At 70.4% G+C, this 20,241-nt stretch carries 16 protein-coding genes and 1 pseudogene; 12 read left to right on the top strand and 5 right to left on the bottom strand.

The genetic code is table 11. From position 1 onward, the window contains the following. Positions 1-152: 152 nt before the first annotated feature. Positions 153-1,727, top strand: coding sequence for a Na+/H+ antiporter (locus AC5WRT_RS21865; RefSeq protein WP_496095161.1), 1,575 nt, complete (start codon positions 153-155; stop codon positions 1,725-1,727). Positions 1,728-1,753: 26 nt separating this feature from the next. On the opposite strand, the gene AC5WRT_RS21870 is transcribed toward AC5WRT_RS21865, so the two are convergent. Beyond that, positions 1,754-3,166: a GlnX family signal transduction membrane protein gene (locus tag AC5WRT_RS21870; protein ID WP_496095162.1), complete on the bottom strand. Its 1,413-nt coding sequence runs from the start codon at positions 3,164-3,166 to the stop codon at positions 1,754-1,756. A 484-nt stretch (positions 3,167-3,650) separates the two neighbouring features. Between AC5WRT_RS21870 and AC5WRT_RS21875 the strand changes: the two are divergent. The 5 genes and pseudogenes from AC5WRT_RS21875 to AC5WRT_RS21895 form a co-directional block, all read left to right on the top strand. Next, positions 3,651-4,142: pseudogene (locus tag AC5WRT_RS21875) on the top strand (Rossmann-fold NAD(P)-binding domain-containing protein); the annotation flags it as partial. A 196-nt stretch (positions 4,143-4,338) separates the two neighbouring features. Next, the gene (locus tag AC5WRT_RS21880; RefSeq protein ID WP_496100520.1) at positions 4,339-4,635 is read left to right on the top strand and encodes a hypothetical protein; all 297 of its coding nucleotides are present in this window, start codon (positions 4,339-4,341) and stop codon (positions 4,633-4,635) included. Positions 4,636-5,141: 506 nt separating this feature from the next. Further along, positions 5,142-5,504: a hypothetical protein gene (locus tag AC5WRT_RS21885; RefSeq protein WP_496095163.1), complete on the top strand. Its 363-nt coding sequence runs from the start codon at positions 5,142-5,144 to the stop codon at positions 5,502-5,504. 233 nt (positions 5,505-5,737) lie between these two features. Continuing rightward, positions 5,738-7,690 (top strand): APC family permease, encoded by a 1,953-nt coding sequence (locus tag AC5WRT_RS21890; protein WP_496100521.1) that lies wholly within the window; start codon positions 5,738-5,740, stop codon positions 7,688-7,690. A gap of 109 nt (positions 7,691-7,799) precedes the next feature. Next, on the top strand, positions 7,800-8,318 hold the full coding sequence (locus AC5WRT_RS21895) for a hypothetical protein (RefSeq protein ID WP_496100522.1): 519 nt from the start codon (positions 7,800-7,802) through the stop codon (positions 8,316-8,318). 52 nt (positions 8,319-8,370) lie between these two features. Here the strand turns inward: AC5WRT_RS21895 and AC5WRT_RS21900 are convergent, their stop codons facing one another. Together AC5WRT_RS21900 and AC5WRT_RS21905 are read right to left on the bottom strand one after the other, a co-directional pair. Continuing rightward, positions 8,371-10,305: an APC family permease gene (locus tag AC5WRT_RS21900; RefSeq protein ID WP_496100523.1), complete on the bottom strand. Its 1,935-nt coding sequence runs from the start codon at positions 10,303-10,305 to the stop codon at positions 8,371-8,373. A 226-nt stretch (positions 10,306-10,531) separates the two neighbouring features. Next, positions 10,532-11,620, bottom strand: coding sequence for a hypothetical protein (locus tag AC5WRT_RS21905; RefSeq protein ID WP_496095167.1), 1,089 nt, complete (start codon positions 11,618-11,620; stop codon positions 10,532-10,534). A 310-nt stretch (positions 11,621-11,930) separates the two neighbouring features. Between AC5WRT_RS21905 and AC5WRT_RS21910 the strand changes: the two genes are divergently transcribed. Genes AC5WRT_RS21910 through AC5WRT_RS21930 form a run of 5 tightly spaced genes read left to right on the top strand, consistent with a single transcriptional unit; the run spans position 11,931 to position 15,656 of the window. Next, positions 11,931-12,416 (top strand): transposase, encoded by a 486-nt coding sequence (locus AC5WRT_RS21910; protein ID WP_496100524.1) that lies wholly within the window; start codon positions 11,931-11,933, stop codon positions 12,414-12,416. 32 nt (positions 12,417-12,448) lie between these two features. Beyond that, on the top strand, positions 12,449-13,735 hold the full coding sequence (gene pcaDC / locus AC5WRT_RS21915) for a bifunctional 3-oxoadipate enol-lactonase/4-carboxymuconolactone decarboxylase PcaDC (RefSeq protein WP_496095169.1): 1,287 nt from the start codon (positions 12,449-12,451) through the stop codon (positions 13,733-13,735). A 35-nt stretch (positions 13,736-13,770) separates the two neighbouring features. Continuing rightward, positions 13,771-14,406 carry an MBL fold metallo-hydrolase gene (locus AC5WRT_RS21920; RefSeq protein ID WP_496095170.1) on the top strand — a complete coding sequence of 212 codons (636 nt, stop codon included), beginning with the start codon at positions 13,771-13,773 and terminating at the stop codon, positions 14,404-14,406. Between the two features lie 35 nt (positions 14,407-14,441). Beyond that, positions 14,442-15,221 carry an exodeoxyribonuclease III gene (locus tag AC5WRT_RS21925; RefSeq protein WP_496095171.1) on the top strand — a complete coding sequence of 260 codons (780 nt, stop codon included), beginning with the start codon at positions 14,442-14,444 and terminating at the stop codon, positions 15,219-15,221. A gap of 15 nt (positions 15,222-15,236) precedes the next feature. After that, positions 15,237-15,656 carry a DUF6278 family protein gene (locus AC5WRT_RS21930; protein ID WP_496095172.1) on the top strand — a complete coding sequence of 140 codons (420 nt, stop codon included), beginning with the start codon at positions 15,237-15,239 and terminating at the stop codon, positions 15,654-15,656. Positions 15,657-15,854: 198 nt separating this feature from the next. On the opposite strand, the gene AC5WRT_RS21935 is transcribed toward AC5WRT_RS21930, so the two are convergent. Both AC5WRT_RS21935 and AC5WRT_RS21940 read right to left on the bottom strand, forming a co-directional pair. Continuing rightward, complete coding sequence (locus AC5WRT_RS21935; protein WP_496095173.1) at positions 15,855-17,420, bottom strand: CocE/NonD family hydrolase; 1,566 nt, start codon at positions 17,418-17,420, stop codon at positions 15,855-15,857. A 109-nt stretch (positions 17,421-17,529) separates the two neighbouring features. Continuing rightward, positions 17,530-18,273, bottom strand: coding sequence for a hypothetical protein (locus tag AC5WRT_RS21940; RefSeq protein WP_496095174.1), 744 nt, complete (start codon positions 18,271-18,273; stop codon positions 17,530-17,532). 144 nt (positions 18,274-18,417) lie between these two features. Here AC5WRT_RS21940 and ggt point away from each other — a divergent pair, with 144 nt between their 5' ends. Continuing rightward, positions 18,418-20,220 carry a gamma-glutamyltransferase gene (gene ggt / locus AC5WRT_RS21945; protein WP_496095223.1) on the top strand — a complete coding sequence of 601 codons (1,803 nt, stop codon included), beginning with the start codon at positions 18,418-18,420 and terminating at the stop codon, positions 20,218-20,220. Positions 20,221-20,241: the final 21 nt, after the last annotated feature.

Here is a 20,241-nt window from a genome sequence, read left to right on the forward strand (position 1 = left end):
CGTCTTAGCGCTTCCTTGGCGCCGAACCCGGTCACCTTGACACTGCTCTGACGTGAGCTGGCCCGATAGGGTGAAGGCGGTGTGCCGGGAAGTCTGGTCGGCAGGGGAGCCGGGGCGGCTCCCTTTCTAGCCAAGCCCTAGGGGGACACGGCATGCGGAGCGTCGGGACGGTTCTCGCGTTGGTCATTCTGGCCACCGTGGTGGCGACCTTCGCACGCCGGTGGCGCATTCCCGCACCCTCCCTGCTCGTGGTCGCCGGTCTTGCCGTCGCGCTGCTGCCCGGTACGCCCGAGATCCAGATCAGCCCCGAGATCATCGGGCTGGTCGTTCTGCCACCCCTGCTGTACGCGAGTGCGGAAGACATGCCGTGGCGAGAGCTGCGGGCGGTGTGGAAACCGGTCGGGATCCTCGCGATCGGTTTGGTCCTGGCGTCGGCGGCGGCCGTCGCCGTGGTGGCGGCCACGGTCACCCCGCTGTCCTGGCAGATGGCGTTCGTGCTGGGAGCGGTGCTGGCCAGCACCGACCCGGTCGCGGTGACCGCGCTCGGCCGCCGGCTCGCCCTGCCACCGAAGGTGCAGGTGCTGGTCCAGGCGGAAAGCCTGTTCAACGACGCCACCTCGCTGGTGCTGGTGCGGGTGGCGGCGGGCATCGCAATCGCCTCGGCGGCGGCGAACTGGGGCGCGGCAGGCGGACAGTTCCTGCTGCTGGCCGGCGGCGGCACGGTGATCGGGGCGGCGGTCGCCGGAGTGATCATGTTGATCCGCCGCCGTACAGAGGACCCGGTGCTGGAGACGGTGATCGCGCTGATCACCCCGTATGCCTCCTATCTCCTGGCAGAGGCCGCGCACACCTCCGGAGTGACCTCGTGCGTGGTCGCCGGTGTGATCCTGGGCGGCCGGGGCGACCGGCTCACCAACGCCCGCATAAGGCTCCAGCTGCACGCCGTCTACGGCACGGTCGTGTTCCTCCTGGAGAGCGTGGTGTTCAGCCTCATCGGGCTGGCCCTCCCGGCCGAGGTACGGGCGCTGGCCGACGGCGACCGCACCTGGCCGCTGTACGCCCTCGCCGTCGCCGCCACGCTCATCGCCGTGCGGATGCTGTGGCTCGCGCCGCTGTCCGCGGTCGTGCAGCGCAAGGGCGGCATCCACCGACTGAACTGGCGGCTCCCGATGGTCCTCACCTGGGCCGGCACCCGCGGCGTGATGCCGCTGGCCGCTGCCCTGTCCATCCCCGAGGTCACCAGGAGCGGCACCGCACTGACCGACCGGCCCCTCGTCCTCGTGCTCACCACCTCCGTGGTCGTGGTCACTCTGGTCGTGCAGGGCTTCACCCTCGCCCCTGTCGTCCGCGCCTCCGGCATCGCCCTGGAGCCTGCCCACACCGAACGCGAGGAGACCGAGGCCCGCTCCCATTTGGCCCACGCGGGGCTGGCCCGGCTGGAGGAGCTGGCCGAGCTGGAGGCCGTCTCCGACACCGTGCTCGACCGGCTCCGTCGCGGTCTGAACGCCCGCCTGGAGGACGCCCGCGACCGCCTCGCCGAGAACAACGGCACCGCCGTGGCGACCGAGTCGGCCGACCTCGTCTACCGCCAGCTCCGCCGCGACCTGATCGCCGTGGAGACGGAGGAGCTGCAGCGCCTGTACGACGCCCACCGCATCAGCGACACCACTCGCCGCCGTCTCCAGCGCTCCCTGGACCTGGAAGAAGCCCGGCTCACGGACGCCTGAGCGCCACCTCGGCCACCTGTGACCGGTCAGCGGAATTCCGCAAGCCGCGGTCGCAACCCCAGCGCGGTGAACGCCATCGCTGCGAGGAGCAGGCCGCCCGCCCAGGGCAGCAGGTTGCTCACCGCCGAGCGGCCGTCGCTCACCGACGACGTGAAGTGTGCCCGGTTGATGCCGGTGAGCTGGTCCAGGGCGGCCATCCACGCGCCGAAGTGCGCGTTGGACATGCCCGGCTCCCAGCTGATGCAGAAGGACACGGCCTGTCCTTCTTTCTTCTGAGCGACCAGCGTGCGGATATGGCGGTCGTCACGCTGGTAGACCGCGTACGTCTCCACGGTCTTCTCCGCAGCGGCCCGCTCACCCCGGAATGTGATGTTGTCCAGCTCGCGCCGGAACTCGCCGGTGAAGCGCAGATCGTGGTGATCGGACCGGTACACCCGCCAGCTGCTGGCCAGCCCGGCGTCGTACGTGTCGAGAGTCGCGCCCTGGACGCCGTACAGCTGCTGCGACTTGGTGAGGAACGATTCCGCGTACTGGTCGCGGCGCTGCGGGTCGAGGAGGTAGCGGCTCTCGTCGGCGTTGGCGTCGTAGGCGATGGCGCGGGCGCGGGAGAGGGCAACGACGGAGTCGAAGGCGTCGCGGCGGGCGCCGCGCAGATCCCCGGACGACGAGGTGAGCATCTGCGTGCCGAGGATCACCGCGAGCAGCGTGCACACGGTCGCGGCGATGAGGGGTGGGTTCAGGATCCGATGGAAGCGCCGGCTCAGGTACCACTGCAGAAGGCCGAGGACGGCCAGCAGGAGCACGCCCAGCGCGGCGGTGGCCGCCAGCTGGGCGGAAAGAGCGGACCGCGCGGCGCCGTACTCCGCGTTGAAGGCTCGGTTGTTGGAGGCGACGAGCGTGCGGGACTCGGGCAGCAGCTTGCCCTGCAGCAGGTCGGTGGCCTTGCGGTAGTCGGCCAGGGCGGCCGGTTTGCCTCCGGTGCGCCCGTCGTTCTCCAGGGCGCGGCCGATCAGCTCCTGGTACTCGGCGAAGTCGTCGGTCAGGTTTTCGACGGTTTTCTCGTCGGACCGGTCGCCCTGGGCCGCGACGGCGAGGGTCCGCAGGTCGTGGCCGATCTCGCGCCGGGAGCTGCCGTAGAAGCCGACCGCTTTGTCGTACGGGGTGCCCAGCCGGCCCTTCCCGGCGTCGCCGTTGGACAGCAGGATGTTGGCGGCTTGGGCGTCCATGTCGTTCAGGGCGAGGTTGAGGTCGGCGGCGCTGGTGGTGCGCGGCGCGTCCTGCCCGGCGACGCTGTCCCAGGTGCCGTTCGCGGCCAGACCGGCGACGGTCAGCAGTGCCGTCACCGCGGTGGCGAGCAGGAGCGTGGCCGCGCGCAGAAGGCGCAGCCGGGCGGGCACGGTGGCCCAGAAGCGGCGGCGCAGAGCGGCCCGCGCGGCCACGGTTCTCTGCCCCAGGCGCAGCCCCGGACCCGGTCCGGCTGTCCGCGAATACCCTCGTCTTCGCGGTCCGGGGCTGCCCCCGGGTTGGGCGACCACAGTCCGTGGCGGTGCTCCTTGCTCGGTCCGAGAACCTTGCGCTGATCCGGCCGTGAGAGCCACGGTCCCTCCAACGTCACCGCCACGGACGGTCGCCCGTCCCCCGTTGCTGATCAGTCTGCGACCGGATTCGGCCACCCCTGACTTGTCTTGACGGTTCCCTGATGGCGAATCAGCTTTGTTTGACGGCACTTTGACGGGGGCCTGCGCGGCGCCGTATGAGTGCCGCAAATTCTGTGCTCGCCGCACCGGTTGGAGTGGCGAGCGAGATTAGATTCGTTGTCGGCCGCCGCTGGGGTCATAGACGTCTTGGTCCCGCACGACGGGCGGAGTCCCTACTCCGCGGTGACGCGAAGGCGGTCCGGTGCGTGTCCGAGGGGGGCACGCTATGCCCGCCCCGGAGCGGCACACCGTCACCGTCGACGGCAACGAGATCGCCTTCCAGGTCAACTTCCTCGCCCACTACCTGCTCACCTGCCTGCTGGAGCCGTCGCTCACCAGCGACCCGGGCGGCCGGGTCGTCAACGTCTCGTCCTCCCTGCACCGCACCGGGTCGATTCAGTGGGCCGACCCCAACCGGGCCCGCCGCTACTCCCGCCTCGCCGCCTACGCCCAATCCCAACTGGCGCTGACCGTGTTCGCCGCCGACCCGCGCGTGACCGCCGTGTCTGTCCACCCGGGCGTCTGCGACACCGCGCTCCTGCCCCTGTACTCGCATGAGGGCGTCTCTGCGGCCGAGGGCCCTGCGCACGTGGTCCGGCTGTGCGACCCGGCCGTCGCGATCGTCAACGGCGCCTACTACGACCGCGACGAGCGTGTCGAACCGGCCCTGGCCGCGACCGAGGACCGCACGGTCAAGCGCCTGAACAAGCTGGCGGACGGACCACTTGAAGAACCCCCGCTCTCAGAGGACTTGACACACATGTCCAAGCGCGCCCGCAAGAAGAAGGCCAACCACGGCAGCAAGGCCGGCCAGAGCTGACCGAGGCACCACGGGGGCGGGCGACGGGGAAACAGTAACCCCCGGTCGCCCGCCCGATCCGTGTCCCATCTCCCAACCCTCCACGAGGCATTTGATGATCCCAATCTCTCCGCCCGACCGCCGGGCACTCGCGCGCTGGTTCCCCACGAACTCACCCGGCCCTGCCACCATCGGCGAACACGTGGTGGCCACGGGCATCGGCCGGTGGTGGGCCGGCCGGCCCGTCCAGCCGAGCACGGTTGCCGTCTCCTGCGCCGGCCACGTCGTCCTGCGCGGCGACCCGGAGGAGCTCATGCCAGGCGTCCTCGCCCCGCTGGCCGGCAACCGCGTCGAGGCCCCGGCCGGGTTCCTGCCCGCCCTCGGCGCCGCCTTCGACCGGCTCACCCCCTGAGAGCGCATGATCTGGACGCTCCAGGCCACGCCCCAGCCCACCACCGTCCCGCAAGCGGTCACCGTACGGCGACTGGAGCTGGCGGATACCGACGCCGTGCACGCCCTGGGCCCGGACGCCTCCTGGCTCTCGGCCAGCTGGGGCGGCCCGCGCGGTCTCGCCGCCTCCGGCCACGCCTGGGCCGCGGTGGGTCGCACCGGCCGTATCCAGGCGGTGGCCTGCACCTACTTCCGGGGCACCGGTTACGAGGACGTGGCCGTCTACACCGTCCTGGACCACAGGGGGCACCACCTTGCCCTGGCCTGTGTCCTCGCCCTGCGCAGACATCACGTCCCGCGGGCACACGCCCAGCTGGAACTGCTCCCTCCACAACCGCGCCAGCCGCCTCCTGGCCTGGAACGCCGGTTTCCGCCTGGTCCGCGAGTACGTCCACTACGCGGCGGGAAGCCCGGTGTCACACGATCGGCTCAGCGCATAGCGATCAGCCCACAGAGAAGGAAGCGCCGATGCCCAGGAAGCCCCCTCTCCTCACTCTCCCGATCCTCGAAGGCAGCCACGAACTCACCGTCACCCGGCTCAAGCGCGGTGAGGACTCCTTCACCTTCCACTACCGCATCACGCCGCCGCTGCCCGAGTCCGGCGACGGCGCCCTCGCCCTCCCGGTGCTGGAGGCCATGGACGACCTCGGCAACGAGTACGACGATCGCGGAGGCGCCTACGGCGCCCACCCGGACGGCACCCACACCGACGGCAGCTTCACCGCCCAGCCGTCCCTGCATCCGGACGCGAGCAGGTTGCGGCTTCGCCTCACCTGGTTGCGAGGCGGCAACGAGACCTCGTACGACACGACACTGGATCTCCGCCGCTGATACGACCTGGTCGGCGCGCTCCCTCTTACAGTCCAGCCCGCGCCTTGGCAATGGTTGCCTCTTGATCCTGATGTGCCACCGGTTGTGGCGCGGCCGGTCTTAACGGAAGCTTGACGCGCTCCGTGAGATCGCTCACGGGCCCATGGGCCACTCTCTGCTTAGCTGATGCCGCCGTCCGGGGGACGGCCGGATCCCAACTGAGCCGCTGAGCCGCACATCTGGAGAGCACGTCGATGGCCACCACCGAACACCCGCCGCCGAGCCGACTGCGGACGTGGATGCTGGAGGGTCTGTCCGACCGGGCCGGGCACCAGCAGGGGCCGTACGCCGAGGCGGGTGCGCCGCACGCGGGAGAGCGTTGGTGGCGGGTGATGTGCCTGACCGGTGTCGACTACTTCTCCACCCTCGGCTACCAGCCGGGCATCGCCGCCCTGGCGGCCGGACTGCTGTCTCCGGTGGCCACCATCGTCCTCGTCGTGGTCACCCTCTTCGGCGTTCTGCCGGTCTACCGCCGGGTGGCCGTGGAAAGCCCCCGGGGTGAGGGCTCGATCGCGATGCTGGAGCGGCTGCTGTCCTTCTGGAAGGGCAAGCTGTTCGTCCTGGCGCTGCTCGGCTTCGCCGCCACCGACTTCGTCATCACCATCACCCTGTCCGCGGCCGACGCCTCCACCCACCTGGTGGAGAACCCGCACATGAACAGCCTGCTGCACAACCAGCAGATGCTGGTCACGCTGTTCCTCGTCGCCCTGCTGGGCGCGGTGTTCCTCAAGGGCTTCATGGAGGCGATCGGCGTCGCGGTCGTCCTGGTGGTGGCCTACCTGGGCCTGAACGCGGTCGTGGTGGCCGTCGGTCTGTGGCACGTGGTCACGGCGGGCCATGTGGTCACCGACTGGACGAACGGCCTGACCGCCGAGCACGGGAACATCTTCGCCATGATCGGCGTCTCTCTGCTGGTCTTCCCGAAGCTGGCCCTCGGCGTGTCCGGCTTCGAGACCGGCGTCGCGGTCATGCCGCACATCCAGGGCGACCCCGAGGACACCGAGGCAAACCCCAGGGGCCGGGTCCGGGACACCAGGAAGCTGCTGACCACCGCCGCCGTGATCATGAGCATCTACCTGATCCTCACCAGCTTCATCACCACGGTGCTGATCCCGGCGAAGGAGTTCAAGACGGGTGGCCAGGCCAACGGCCGTGCGCTCGCCTACATGGCGCACGAATACCTCGGTGGCACCTTCGGCACGATCTACGACCTCTCCACCATCGCCATCCTGTGGTTCGCCGGCGCCTCCGCCATGGCCGGCCTGCTCAACCTCATGCCGCGCTACCTGCCCCGCTACGGCATGGCGCCGCAGTGGGCACGCGCCGTGCGCCCCATGGTGATCGTCTTCACCCTGATCGCCTTCCTGATCACCTGGCTCTTCAACGCCAGTGTCGACGCGCAGGGCGGCGCCTACGCCACGGGCGTGCTGGTCCTGATGTCCTCGGCCTCGATCGCGGTGGCCATCGCCGCCCACCGGGCCGGCCAGCGCGGGTGGCTCATCGGCTTCTCGGTCGTGACCGCGGTCCTGCTCTATGTCACCGGCGCCAACATCGTCGAGCGCCCGGACGGCGTGAAGATCGGTGCCTGCTTCATCGTCGCCATCATCCTGGTCTCGCTGCTGTCCCGGCTGGCCCGCGCCTTCGAGCTGCGCGTCACGCACGTCGAACTGGACCCGATGGCGGAACGATTCATCCGGGACATGGCCAGCCGCAAGCTCCGCTTCATCGCCAACGAGCCGGACCAGCGCGACAAGGCCGAGTACCGCGACAAGGTCGAGCAGATCCGCGCCGACAACGACATGCCCGAGCAGGAGGACTTCGTCTTCGTCGAGGTCACGGTCACCGACCCCTCCGAGTTCGAGGAGGAGAGCCTGGCGGTCCGCGGTGAGGTCCTGCACGACCGCTACCGCGTCCTGACCATGGAGTCCACCTCCATCCCCAATGCCCTGGCGGCCCTCGTCCTGCACGCCCGGGACATGACCGGCTGCACCCCGCACATCTACTTCGAGTGGACCGAGGGCAACCCCTTCGCCAACTTCCTGCGCTTCTTCCTCTTCGGCCAGGGCGAGGTCGCCCCGGTCACCCGCGAGGTGCTGCGCGAGGCAGAACCGGACCGTGTCCGCCGCCCGCGCGTGCACACCGGCTGAGGACCGGCTCCGGCGACCGCGTCAGAATCCCGTCAAGATTCGCCCGTACGCGTTAGGGGCCCGTAAGCAGCGGTCGCCGCACCGGGTGCGGGCGCCTAGCGTCGGCGCCATGCGACGGAGCGGACCGCCAGGCTCGGCCGGCGATCGCCACTGGCGTGGTAGTGCCCGGCTCGCGCTGAGCTGTGCCCTGATGTTCTGCGCCCTGAGCCTCCTGGTCGACTGGGACGCGGGGAGCCTGACGCCTCTGCGCGCCCTGCTCTGGGTCACCCTGTCGGCCGCGGTGTGCGCCGTCCTGCTTCCCCAGCGGGTGAGTGCGGGCCGCGGCTGGCTGACGGTCCGCACGCCCTGGCGCCGGCGCATGGTCCGCACGGACGCGCTGACGGCCGTATGGCAATACGCCGGCGTCTCCTCGCACCTGGTCCTGCGGGATGTCCACGGCAACCGGCTGGAACTCGACCCCCGCGTCCTCACCGCCAACCCGCTGCTCTGGCACGAACTCGACACGGGCGTCCGCCGCTCCCTGGAACGCGGCACCTTGCGTCAGGGAGCCGAGGTCCTGGAACGGCTGGGCCACCGTATCGACGACGAGGCGCTGCAGGGGGTCCTACGGGTGTCGGGACTGTCCTGACCTCACCCGAGTGCCACGCACATCCTCCCGGCCGAGCGCCGGATGCCGACCGTCAGCTTGCCCGGGTCCCGCTGGGCCGCTGGGCGGCCTGGTCGAGCTGGTAGGGAACGCTGGTGACCATCACACCGGGCATGAACAGCAACCGGGCCTTGAGCCGCAGAGCGCTCTGGTTGTGCAAAAGCTGCTCCCACCAGCGGCCCAGTACGTACTCGGGTACCACCACGGTGACGACATCGCGGGGGCTCTCACGGCGGATCCGCCGGACGTAGTCGAGGACTGGGCGGGTCACCTCACGGTAGGGGGAGTCCAGTACGACGAGCGGCACATCCAGGTTGTGCTCGTCCCACTGGCGCTTCAGCTCGTCGCTCTCGTTCGGCTCGATCGACACGTTCAGTGCCTCGATGCGGTGTGGGCGGATGGAGCGGGCGTAGCCGAGGGCCCGCAGAGTGGGGGCGTGGATCTGGGACACGAGCACGATCGCGTGGTTGCGGGCGGGCGGTTGGGGGCCTGCGGTCGCGGGCACGGCGAGTGTCCGCGCGACGCGGTCGTAGTGGCGGCGGATGCCCTGCATTGCGAGGAAGAGAAGCGGCATGGCGATGGTGACGATCCACGCGCCGTGCAGGAACTTCGTCGCGAGCACGATGACCAGCACAATCCCGGTGAAGAATGCTCCGGTGGCGTTGATGGCCTGCGAGCGGCGGATCCGGCGCCGGACGGCGGGGTCCGTCGTCCCGGCCAGCTCCCTGCTCCAGTGCCTGACCATGCCGGCCTGGGAGAGGGTGAAGGAGACGAAGACACCGACGATGTAGAGCTGGATGATCGAGGACACGTCCGCGTCGAAGGCGATGATCAGGCCGATCGCGGCGAGCGCCAGCAGGATGATGCCGTTGGAGAACACCAGCCGGTCGCCTCGGTTGTGCAGTTGGCGCGGCAGGAAGCGGTGCTGGGCCAGCAGCGACGCGAGCAGCGGGAAGCCGTTGAAGGCGGTGTTGGCGGCCAGGATCAGGATGCCCGCGGTGAACGCCTGCACGTAGTAGAAGAGGAACGTCGCGGTGCCGAAGGATGCCTTGGCGATCTGCGCGAGCGCGGTGGGCGTCGATGCGTCAGCCGGCAGACCCAGCTCGGTCGGATTGCCGGCGACGTGAACCTTGTACAGCAGGGCCAGGACGGTGATGCCGGCGAACATGGTGATCGACATCAGACCCATGATCGCCAGGGACGTCGCGGCGTTGTGGCTCTTGGGCTTGCGGAAGGCGGGCACGCCGTTGCTGATCGCCTCGACGCCGGTCAGGGCGGTGCAGCCCGAGGCGAAGGCCCGCATGCCCAGGAAGACCAGCGCCACGCCGGTGAAGGTGCCGGTGGCGTGGATGGTCAGGTGGGCCGACTCGGCGCGGATCGTTTCGCCGGTGGCCAGTCGTACGGCCGCGAAGGCGAACATCACGTAGATACCGAGGACGAACCCGTACGTCGGTACGGCGAAGACCCGCCCCGACTCCTTCACGCCCCGCAGGTTCATCAGCGTCAGCATCACGACGGAGCCGACGGACAGCTCGACCGCGTACGTCGACAGGGACGGTGCGGCGGAGGTGATGGCGGCGATGCCGGCGACGACGGAGACGGCGACCGTCAGGACGTAGTCGACCAGCAGGGCGCTCGCCGCGGTCAGGGCGGCGGTCCGGCCGAGGTTGTCGGTGCTGACCGCGTACGCGCCGCCGCCGTTGGGGTAGGCGTAGCAGGTCTGCCGGTAGGAGGAGATCACCACCACCAGCAGCAGGATGATCGCCGCGGCGACGTACCAGGACAGGTGCAGTAGCTGCGTGCCGCCCAGAGCCAGGATCAGCAGGATCTCCTCGGTCGCGTACGCCACCGAGGAGAGAGGGTCGCTGCAGAAGACCGGGATCGCGAGCCGCTTGGGCAGAAGGGTCTCGCCGAGCTGGGTCGTCCGCAGGGGATGGCCGACGAGCACGCGTTTGGGCAGCAGCCTCACAACCGGCGATGCTAGGCGCGCGGTCGGCGGCGTCGGCAGTGCCGTACGTCAGAAGGGCATCAAGGGTGCGTTAAAACCCACGATCGGCGGCACCTTCAGGGGCGCACCCTCGCAGGTTGTCCTTGCGGGAGCTGAAGGAGAGGCCGTCGGGTTCCGGCACCGCTGATAGCGGCGCGTGTCGCGCGCCACGTACTCGGCGGGCCGGACGCTTTTGTGGAGCGAACGTTCAGTAGCTGGGGCCGTAGGGGCTCCAGTGCCCGAGGAAGGGTTTCAGGTCGTCGGCCCGTGGGCTGGGAACGTCGGGCAACCGGGGCGGTGTGTTCAGTGGGTCGAGGCGGTCCACGGTGGCTGCTGCCCAGCTGATCCATGCTTCGGCTTCGGTTCTGGTCTGCCCCGGTGGCATGGCCTCGACTCGTGTGCGTACCGCGCTCACGTACTCGGTCAGTCGGGTGGCGTGGCGCCATGCCGCTTGCTGGGCTTCGAGGTGTCTGACGCGGTACGCCTCCGCGTACCGGATGCGGGCTTGTTCCATGGCGGCTTCCCAGCGGATGCGCTTCTGGCGTGCCGCTTCGGCCTCGTCCTGGCGCCTGTGTTCGGCGGCTTCGCCGCGCAGCGTGACCTCCTGTGCGATCTCGGCGGGCTGCTCTTCGAGGGGCCGGCCGGGAGCGTCGGCCCATTCGCTCGCCCGGTGTGGCTGGCCGCCGCTGATGATGAATCGGAGGCGTTCGGACGGGGTGTAGTCGAAGCGGGGGATTCTGACCCAGGAGTTCTTCTTGGCGTCGGCGAGTTCTTTCTCGGTGGCGACGTGCTCGGCTCGGTCCTGTTCCTGGAGAACGAGGAACCCCACTGGCTGGCCCTGTGCGGTGATGGTGAAGTGAGGATGTGCCCTGCGGCGGCGATGAGACGGGGGTGCGAAGCCGGTTTGCCCGGCCGAGCAGGTGTGTCCTTCGGCCTCGGCGGTGGTGATCAGTGCCTGGATGAGTCGGAGAGCGCGTCCTTGGACGGACTTGGTCAGGCCGAGCGGCTGGCGTTCGTTCTGCATGGCCCGGATAACGGCGTGCGGCCGAGTGAGCCGCGAAGGCACCGGGACGGGGTCGAGGACGGCAAGTCGCCAGGCGGGGATGTCGACGAGCTTGATCTCGTACCCGTCACGGCACCAGCTTCCGTACAGCTCCTTCGTCTCCGGAACCCTTCCGGATCTGCGTACGGCGGCGACGCGGGACGGCCACTTCTCCAAGTCGGGACCGCTGCCGCTCTTGACGATCCTGCCGCCGGCCTCCGCGAGCTCCTGTAAAAGCTGCTCCGTGAACGTCACGCGAGGCTGTGATAGAGGGCTTGGCTTCCGCCCGGCGGCCGGCGTTTCCTGCGTTCGGGTGCCGTGCTCAGCGGTCGTGCCCGGACCCGGGCCAAGTCCGGCGACGGGCCGGTGCACAGCGCCCGGATGTTCAAGCTCGCCAAGGACTCCGCGGTCAAGGCCCGTACCCAGGCGATCAACCAGCTCAAAGCCGTCTTGGTCATCGCCGATCCCGCACTGCGGGAACGACTGTCCAGCCTGGGCAACCGCGAGCTGTTCCGCACCCTGCGCACGCCTCGGGCAAGGCGACGGCGAGGACGGCGAGGGCGCGGTGGCCCAGGCCACCCACACGACCCTGAGAATGCTCGCCGAGCGCATCGAACAGCTCACCGGGCAGATCGATGAGCTGAACCAAAGCCTGACCCAGCTCGTCGAACACCATGCCCCACAGCTGCTCGTACCGGTGGGCATCGGCCCGGACAGCGCAGTCACCCTGCTGATCACCATGGGCGACAACCCCGAGCGGCTGAACACCGAGGCTTCCTTTGCTGCCCTTTGCGGAGTCAGCCCCGTCGAGTACTCCTCTGGCCCTCGGAGCACGCGCCGGCTCAACTGCGGCGGCGACTGCCGGGCGAACGCGGCCCTGCACCGCATCGTGTTCACCCGCCTGCGCCACGACCCGCGCACCCAGGCGTACTACGAACGCCGCACCCAGGAGGGCAAGACCCGGCGTGAGATCATCCGATGCCTCAAGCGATATGCCGCCCGAGAGGTCTTCAACCTGGTCAGGACGGCATCTACTGATCCCGCGTTATAGGGGCGTCCGTGAGACGTGAGAGGGTCTGGGGCGTGAGTGAGACACCACCGAACACCCTGCAATACCGCTTTGACGGGCCAGAAGACGCTCCGGTCCTGATCTTGGGTCCCTCACTGGGTACCACATGGCACATGTGGGACCGTCAGGTGCCGGAGCTGACCAAGCAGTGGCGGGTGCTGCGGTTCGACCTGCCCGGCCACGGCGGCGCCCCGGCCCGCCCGGCCGGTTCCGTCGCCGAGCTGACCGCCCGCCTGCTGGCCACGCTGGACGCGCTCGGCGTGCAGCGCTTCGGCTACGCGGGCTGTGCGCTGGGCGGCGCGGTCGGCATCGAGCTGGCCCTGCGCCACCCGGAGCGGCTCGCCTCCCTCGTACTGGTCGCGGCCTCCCCCCGGTTCGGCACCGCCGACGAGTTCCGCCAGCGCGGAGTGGTCGTCCGCACCAACGGGCTCGACCCGATCGCCCGCACCTCGCCGGACCGCTGGTTCACCGGCACCTTCGCCGCCGCCCAGCCCGCGATCACCGAGTGGGCGGTGCAGATGGTCCGCACCACCGACCCGGGCTGCTACATCGCCGCCTGCGAGGCGCTCGCCTCCTTCGACGTCAGGTCCGAGCTGGACCGGGTCGGCGTGCCGACGCTCGTGCTCGTCGGCTCGGACGACCAGGTCACCGGGCCCGCCGAGGCCCGCACCCTGGTCGCCGGCATCCCGGACGCCCGGCTCGCCGTGGTCCCCGGTGCCTCCCACCTGGTCCCGGTCGAGCAGCCGGCGGCCGTCACCGACCTGCTGGTGCACCACTTCTCCACCGCCTGGCAGCAGCCCTACGACACCGGCCAGACGGTCCTGCCGACGACGGCCGCCCTGGTCCCGGCCCTGCCGCCGCAGCCCGTGCCGGTCGCCGAGATCGCCCCGGCCGCCGTACCGGAGCAGCCGGCCGCACCGCCCGACCGGTTCGAGACCGGGCTGAAGATCCGCCGCGAGGTACTCGGCGACGCGCACGTGGACCGGACGCTGGCCGAGGCCGACGACTTCTCCGGGGAGTTCCAGGAGTTCCTCACCCGCTGCGCCTGGGGCGAGATCTGGGACCGGCCGGGCCTGGACCGCCGTACCCGCAGCTGTGTCACCCTGACCGCGCTGGTCGCGGGCGGCCATCTGGAGGAGCTGGCCGTCCACACCCGGGCCGCCCTGCGCAACGGGCTCACCCCTGACGAGATCAAGGAGGTGCTCCTGCAGACGGCCGTGTACTGCGGGATGCCGGCCGCGAACAGCGCGTTCCGGGTGGCCCGGCAGGTCATCCGGGAGGAGACCACGCCCGCCGGGTGAGCCCCGCCGCCCTGCGCAGGGCAGGATGGGGAGACATGAAGCTCACGAAGAAGTCGCACGCCTGCGTCCGCCTCGGCAAGGAGGGGCAGACTCTCGTCATCGACCCCGGCGGGTTCAGCGAGGAGGACGCCGCGCTCGGCGCCGACGCCATCCTGATCACGCACGAACACCCGGACCACTTCGACGAGTTCCGGCTCCGGGCCGCCATGGAGAACAACCCGGCGGCCCGGATCTGGACGCTGAAGTCCGTCGCCGAGCGGATCGCGGCGGCCTTCCCGGGCCGGGTGCACACCGTCGGCCACGGCGACACCTTCACCGCTGCCGGCTTCGACGTACAGGTCCACGGCGAACTGCACGCGGTGATCCATCCCGACATCCCGCGGATCACCAACGTCGGCTATCTCGTCGACGGCGGCAAGATCTTCCACCCCGGCGACGCGCTCACCGTCCCCGACCACCCGGTGGAGACGCTGATGCTGCCGGTGATGGCCCCCTGGAACAAGATCTCCGAAGTCATCGACTACGTCCGGGAGGTGCGGCCGCGGCGCGCCTACGACGTGCACGATGCCCTGCTCACCGACCTGGCCCGTCCGATCTACGACCGCCAGATCGGCGCCCTGGGCGGCACCGACCACCAGCGGCTGACGCCCGGGGCCTCCACGGAGGTCTGAGCCCGTTGTCAGTGGGGCCGGGTAGGTTGTGAGGCATGCGCATCGCCACCTGGAACGTGAACTCGATCACCGCCCGCCTTCCGAGGCTGCTGGCCTGGCTGGAGAGCAGCGGCACCGACGTGCTGTGCCTCCAGGAGGCCAAGGTCACCGAGGAGCAGTTCCCGTTCGACCAGCTGCGCGAGCTGGGGTACGAGTCGGCGGTCCATGCCACCGGCCGGTGGAACGGCGTCGCGGTGCTCTCCCGGGTGGGCATCGAGGACGTCGTCAAGGGCCTGCCCGGCGACCCCGGCTTCGACGGCGTGACCGAGCCGCGCGCCATCTCGGCGACCTGCGGCCCGGTCCGCGTCTGGTCGGTGTACGTGCCGAACGGCCGTGAGGTGGAGCACCCGCACTACGCGTACAAGCTCCGGTGGTTCGAGGCCCTGAAGGCGGCCGTGTACGGCGACGCGCGGGGCAGCCGCCCGTTCGCCGTGATGGGCGACTACAACGTGGCGCCGACCGACGACGACGTCTACGACCCGGCCGCCTTCGAGGGCTCCACCCATGTCACCCCCGCCGAGCGCGCCGCCCTCGCCTCCCTGCGCGAGGCGGGCCTGAGCGACGTGGTGCCGCGCCCGCTGAAGTACGACCACCCCTTCACCTACTGGGACTACCGCCAGCTCTGCTTCCCGAAGAACCGTGGCATGCGCATCGACCTGGTGTACGGCAACGCCCCCTTCGCCACGGCCGTCAAGGACGCCTACGTGGACCGCGAGGAGCGCAAGGGCAAGGGTGCCTCCGATCACGCGCCGGTGGTGGTCGACCTCGACGTCTGATGCCACGCTGGGTCCATGAACCTTCCGTTCCTGGGCCACCGGCACAAGAAGCACGGCGAGGCGGCGCTTCCCTCCGACCCCGAGGGCGTCGCCGCGCTGCTGTCCGAGTGCGAACTGCTCCGCTCGCAGGCGGCCCGGGCGGGCGTCCGCCTCGACGACACCCCGGGCTCCCTGGAGGCCCTGGACCAGCTGGTCCCGCGCTGGCGCGACGATCCCGAGGTCCTGCCCTGGCTGGGCAATGACGCGGGTCTGTACCTGGGCACGGTCGTGGTGCGCAACGTGCCCGGCGCCGCCTGGCTGATCCGCCCCGAGGGCGAGCCCGTCGTACGGCTGGCCTCCGGCCGCGAGGTGCGGGTGGTCGGCGCCGGGCGGGACTGGGCCGAGAGCGGCGCCCCCGAACTCTCCCAGTTGTACGCCGAGATCGCGGAGAACTGACGCCGCGCCCGTGAGCCGGGCTCCCCCTCACGCTCCGGCCGCTCGAGGACCGCGGGGGCCAACACGCCGGACCTCGACTACGATGTGCCGTTCATCCCTGTGGTGAGGGGGGAACCCCGCCGAGCCACACCGGGACGTGCATGCTGCTCTCGGGGGGCGGCAGTTCACGGGCCAGGCTCGTCCGGCGGCAGCCGGAGATCACTGCTCGCCGAGCGGGACGGACACGTAGGACGGGTCGTCCGAGGGTGAGGAGAAGGTCAGCTGCGCGCCGGACGGGTTGTGCTCGATGTAGAGCGGATCGACGGTGTCCACCACCAGCGCGAGGCGGTGCCCGGCGGGGACGTCGTAGGCCGTGGAGAACAGGTCCAGGTTCACGGCGAAAGGCTGGCCGGGCGTCCGCCCGTGCCAGGTGTACGGCGCGTTCGTGACCAGTTTGCCGATGCCGAGGGGCCCCACGTCGTACAGGTAGGCGATGAACGTGCCGCTCTCCGCGGTCGGGGTCAGCGTGGTGTGCAGGGTGGCGGTGCCGCGCACCTTCCGGGTGCCGCCGTACCGCTCCGACTGCCACACGGCCGCCCAGCGGCGCGGCAGCAGCGGGATCGCGGCCATGGGCGGCAGATGAGCGACCTGGTCGAGGATGCCGGAGAGGAAGACCACCCCGCCGTCCGCGCCGGAGTCGACGCCTGCGTGGATGGTGGTGGAGCCGGCGAGCGCGAGCCTTTGGCGGGTCGCGGCGATCGACTTCCAGTCGGGGTAGCCCTCGTATCCCCCCGCGCCACGGGACTTCAGCTCGACCGGCGGCTCGTGGTCGATGCCGTTGTCGGCGCCCTTGAGGTAGTGGTCGAGCCAGCGCTCGGTGTCCGTCCAGACGTCGTTGGGCAGCCCGAACAGGCCGGTCAGCTCCGGGGTGGCGTGGTCGCCGGGCCGCAGTTCGAGGCGCTTGGGCACCTTCAGCTTCTCGTAGAAGTCGGCGTACTGGTTCACCGGGAAGATCGTGTCGCCCCACGCGTTGGCGAGCATGAGGGCCGTGCCGTTCTTGTTCAGCCGGTCGACATAGGTCGCAACGGAACGTTTCTTCCCCCACTCGATCATCTCCCGTTCCTTGGACAGGTCGGAGGCGTAGAAGTGGTCGAAGACGTTCCGCACTTCGGGACTCTCCCTGCCGGTGAGGCGGGCCGTCCCGTCCAGCACGGCCGCCGCCTCGACATGTTGGGTGCGGCCCGAGTAGATGGAGTCGATCAGGTCCGCCCAGCCGCTGAGCGCCGCCACCGCCTTGACGCGCTTGTCGTGCGCGGCGGCGAGCAGGCTGATCCCGGCGCCGTACGACACCCCCGCCATGCCGACGTGCCGAGGGTCGGCCGGGGTGTTCGCGAGCGCCCAGTCGATGACCTTGGAGGCGTCCGCCACGTCCGGCGGACCGGCCACTTCTATCCGTCCGCCCGACTGCCAGAAGCCGCGCACGTTGTAGGTGAGCACCACATAACCGGCGTCGGCGAGCTTCTGCGCCTGGGCGAGGTACTCCACCTGCGGCAGCGACCAGCTCGTGGGCAACACGATGAGCGGGTAGGCGTGCGCGCCGTCGGCACCGGCGGGGGTGACGACGTTCGCCTTCAGCACGGTGCCACCGTCGCCGGTGATGTCGACGAACCGGACGCTCGGCGTGCCGGCCCGGGCTGCGGGCGCCAGGCCGGCGGTCCCGGCGAGCAGCGCCGCCGAGACGGCTCCGAGGGCGGCGGTGCGCACAGAGGCGCGGCGGTGTCCCATGGGTCACTCCTTCAACTGTTGCAGTCCAAAGTGACCCGACGGTAACCGGGACCGCTTACCGTAAGTAACCCGTCGGTAAGTTACGTGCCGGTAAAGTTTGTTGAAGCCGTCACGCGGCCGGCTCGGCAGCGGCCGGCTCGGGCAGGGGTGTGCGCGCCGCCCGGGTCACGTCCGCGACCAGCTCGACCACATCCGGGCCGTACGCCTGGGAGTTGACCACCTTGAGCAGCAGGACGAAGGACCCGGTGCCGTACTTGCGGTGCAGGCGTTCGTGGTGACGGGCGAGGTAGCGCGTGGCGGCCTGGTTCGTGATGGCGCTCTGGCCGCAGAAGAGGAACACCGGGCGGGCCTGGCCGCTCGCGGTGAGCCGTGCCAGCAGGACGTACTCGGTGACGCCCCGCTCCATCAGGTAGCGTTCGTCGCCGATCCGGAAGGCGCCCCGCTCGGGGCCCGGCTCCGGGTCGGTGCTGACCTCCAGGCCCGGCAGCATCGCCGACATGTGCGCGGCCGTCCGCCGGCTGGAGCCCGGCCCACCCACGCAGAACTCGGTGCGCTCACCGAAGCCCTGCCGGACCGTGTCCTGGGTGACGACCTGGGCGTGCGCGCCGCAGTCCTTGATGAGCGCCGACAGTTCCAGCAGCGCGAACACGTCGAAGCGGTGCACCGCCGGTTCGGAGGCGGCCGGGTCCCGGTTCACGACGAGCAGCGACTCCGAGTGGTCCGGCAGCCCGAAGAACGCCTGCCTGCGCCGCAGTTTGCGGCGCCACAGATACGTACGGGCGAGCCAGCCCAGCGAGGCGGACATGCCCGTGGCCACCAGGCCGAGGACGATGTTGCGCACGTCGTCGTTCATGGCCGGGGATGGTAGCGGGCCCGGGACGACGGTCGCGTACCGCTGTTCGATCTGTGATGTTCGTGTGGCGAGAGGCCGAGGCGTACTGTCGGTACCACGGCAATCTCGTTACGCTGCGGGGACTTGTCCCTGCGGGAGGTACGGATGGGTCGTCCCGGCACGCGGAAACTGGTGGTTGTGGCGGTGTCGGCCGCCGTGGTGTCGGTGGGGGCGGCGGCGCCACCCGCGGCGCCGTCGAACGGAACGCCCACCAAGGTTCCCGTGGCGGTGGGCTACGGCGGCGCGGTCTCCAGCGTCGACGCCGACGCCTCCGCCGCCGGCATCGAGGTCCTCAGGCACGGCGGCAACGCGGTCGACGCGGCCGTCGCCACCGCCGCGGCGCTCGGCGTCACCGAGCCCTACTCGGCCGGCATCGGCGGAGGCGGCTACTTCGTCTACTACGACGCCAGGTCCCGCACGGTGCACACCATCGACGGCCGCGAGACGGCGCCGCTGAGCGCCGGCTCGGACCTGTTCCTGGAGAACGGCAAGCCGCTCTCCTTCGCCGACGCCGTCAGCAGCGGCCTGAGCGTCGGCACCCCGGGCACGCCCGCTACCTGGCAGAAGGCGCTGGACGAGTGGGGCAGCGAGCGGCTCGGCAGGGTACTGAAGCCGGCCGAGCGGATCGCCCGCGACGGCTTCACGGTGGACGACACCTTCCGCTCGCAGACCGCGTCCAACGAGACCCGGTTCCGCTACTTCCCGGACACCGCGAAGCTGTTCCTGCCGAACGGGCGGCTGCCGGTCGTCGGGTCCCGGCTGAAGAACCCCGAACTCGCCCGCACCTACGAGGAGCTGGGCCGCAAGGGCATGGACGCGATCTACCGCGGCGACATCGGCGACGACATCGTCAAGACGGTCGAACACCCACGCGTCGACCCCGCCTCCGGCTGGAACGCCCGCCCCGGCACGCTCGCCGAGAAGGACCTCGCCGTCTACCGGGCCAAGCTCCAGGCGCCCACCAGGACCTCGTACCGCGGCCTGAACGTGTACTCCATCGCCCCCTCCTCCTCGGGCGGCACCACGGTCGGCGAGGCCCTCAACATCCTGGAGAACACCGACCTGTCGAAGGCGAGCGAGGCGCAGTACCTGCACCACTTCATCGAGGCCGGCCGGATCGCCTTCGCCGACCGCGGGCGCTGGGTGGGCGACCCCGCCTTCGAGGACGTACCGACGAAAGAGCTGCTGTCGCAGAAGTACGCCGACTCGCGCGCGTGCCTGATCAAGGACGACGCGGTCCTCACCAGCCCGCTCGCCCCAGGTGACCCGCGCCACCCCGCGGCCTGCGGCACGGGCGGTACGGCCGCCCCGACGACGTACGAGGGCGAGAACACCACGCACCTCACCGTGGCCGACAGGTGGGGCAACGTCGTCTCCTACACGCTCACCATCGAGCAGACCGGCGGCAGCGCCATGACCGTGCCCGGCCGGGGCTTCCTGCTCAACAACGAGCTGACCGACTTCTCCTTCACCCCGGCCAACCCGGCCGTGCACGACCCGAACCTGCCGGGTCCGGGCAAGCGGCCGCGCTCGTCGATCTCGCCGACGATCGTGCTGGACACGTCCAACCGGCCTGTGGTGGCGCTCGGTTCGCCCGGCGGAGCCTCGATCATCACCACCGTGCTGCAGATCCTCACCGAGTTCCTCGACCGGCATCTGCCGCTGGCCGACGCGATCGCCGCACCGAGGGCCAGCCAGCGCAACACGGCCAAAACCGAACTCGAACCCGCCCTCTACGACAGCGATCTGAGGAAACAACTGGAGGGCATCGGCCACTCCTTCTCGCTCAACCCCGAGATCGGCGCGGCGACCGGTGTGCAGCGGCTGCCGGGCGGCAGGTGGCTGGCGGCCGCCGAGAAGGTACGGCGCGGCGGCGGCTCGGCGATGGTGGTGGATCCGGCGCCGTAGGCGAGCAGGTCCCCCAGGGGC

Source organism: Streptomyces sp. NTD91, from assembly GCF_059510455.1.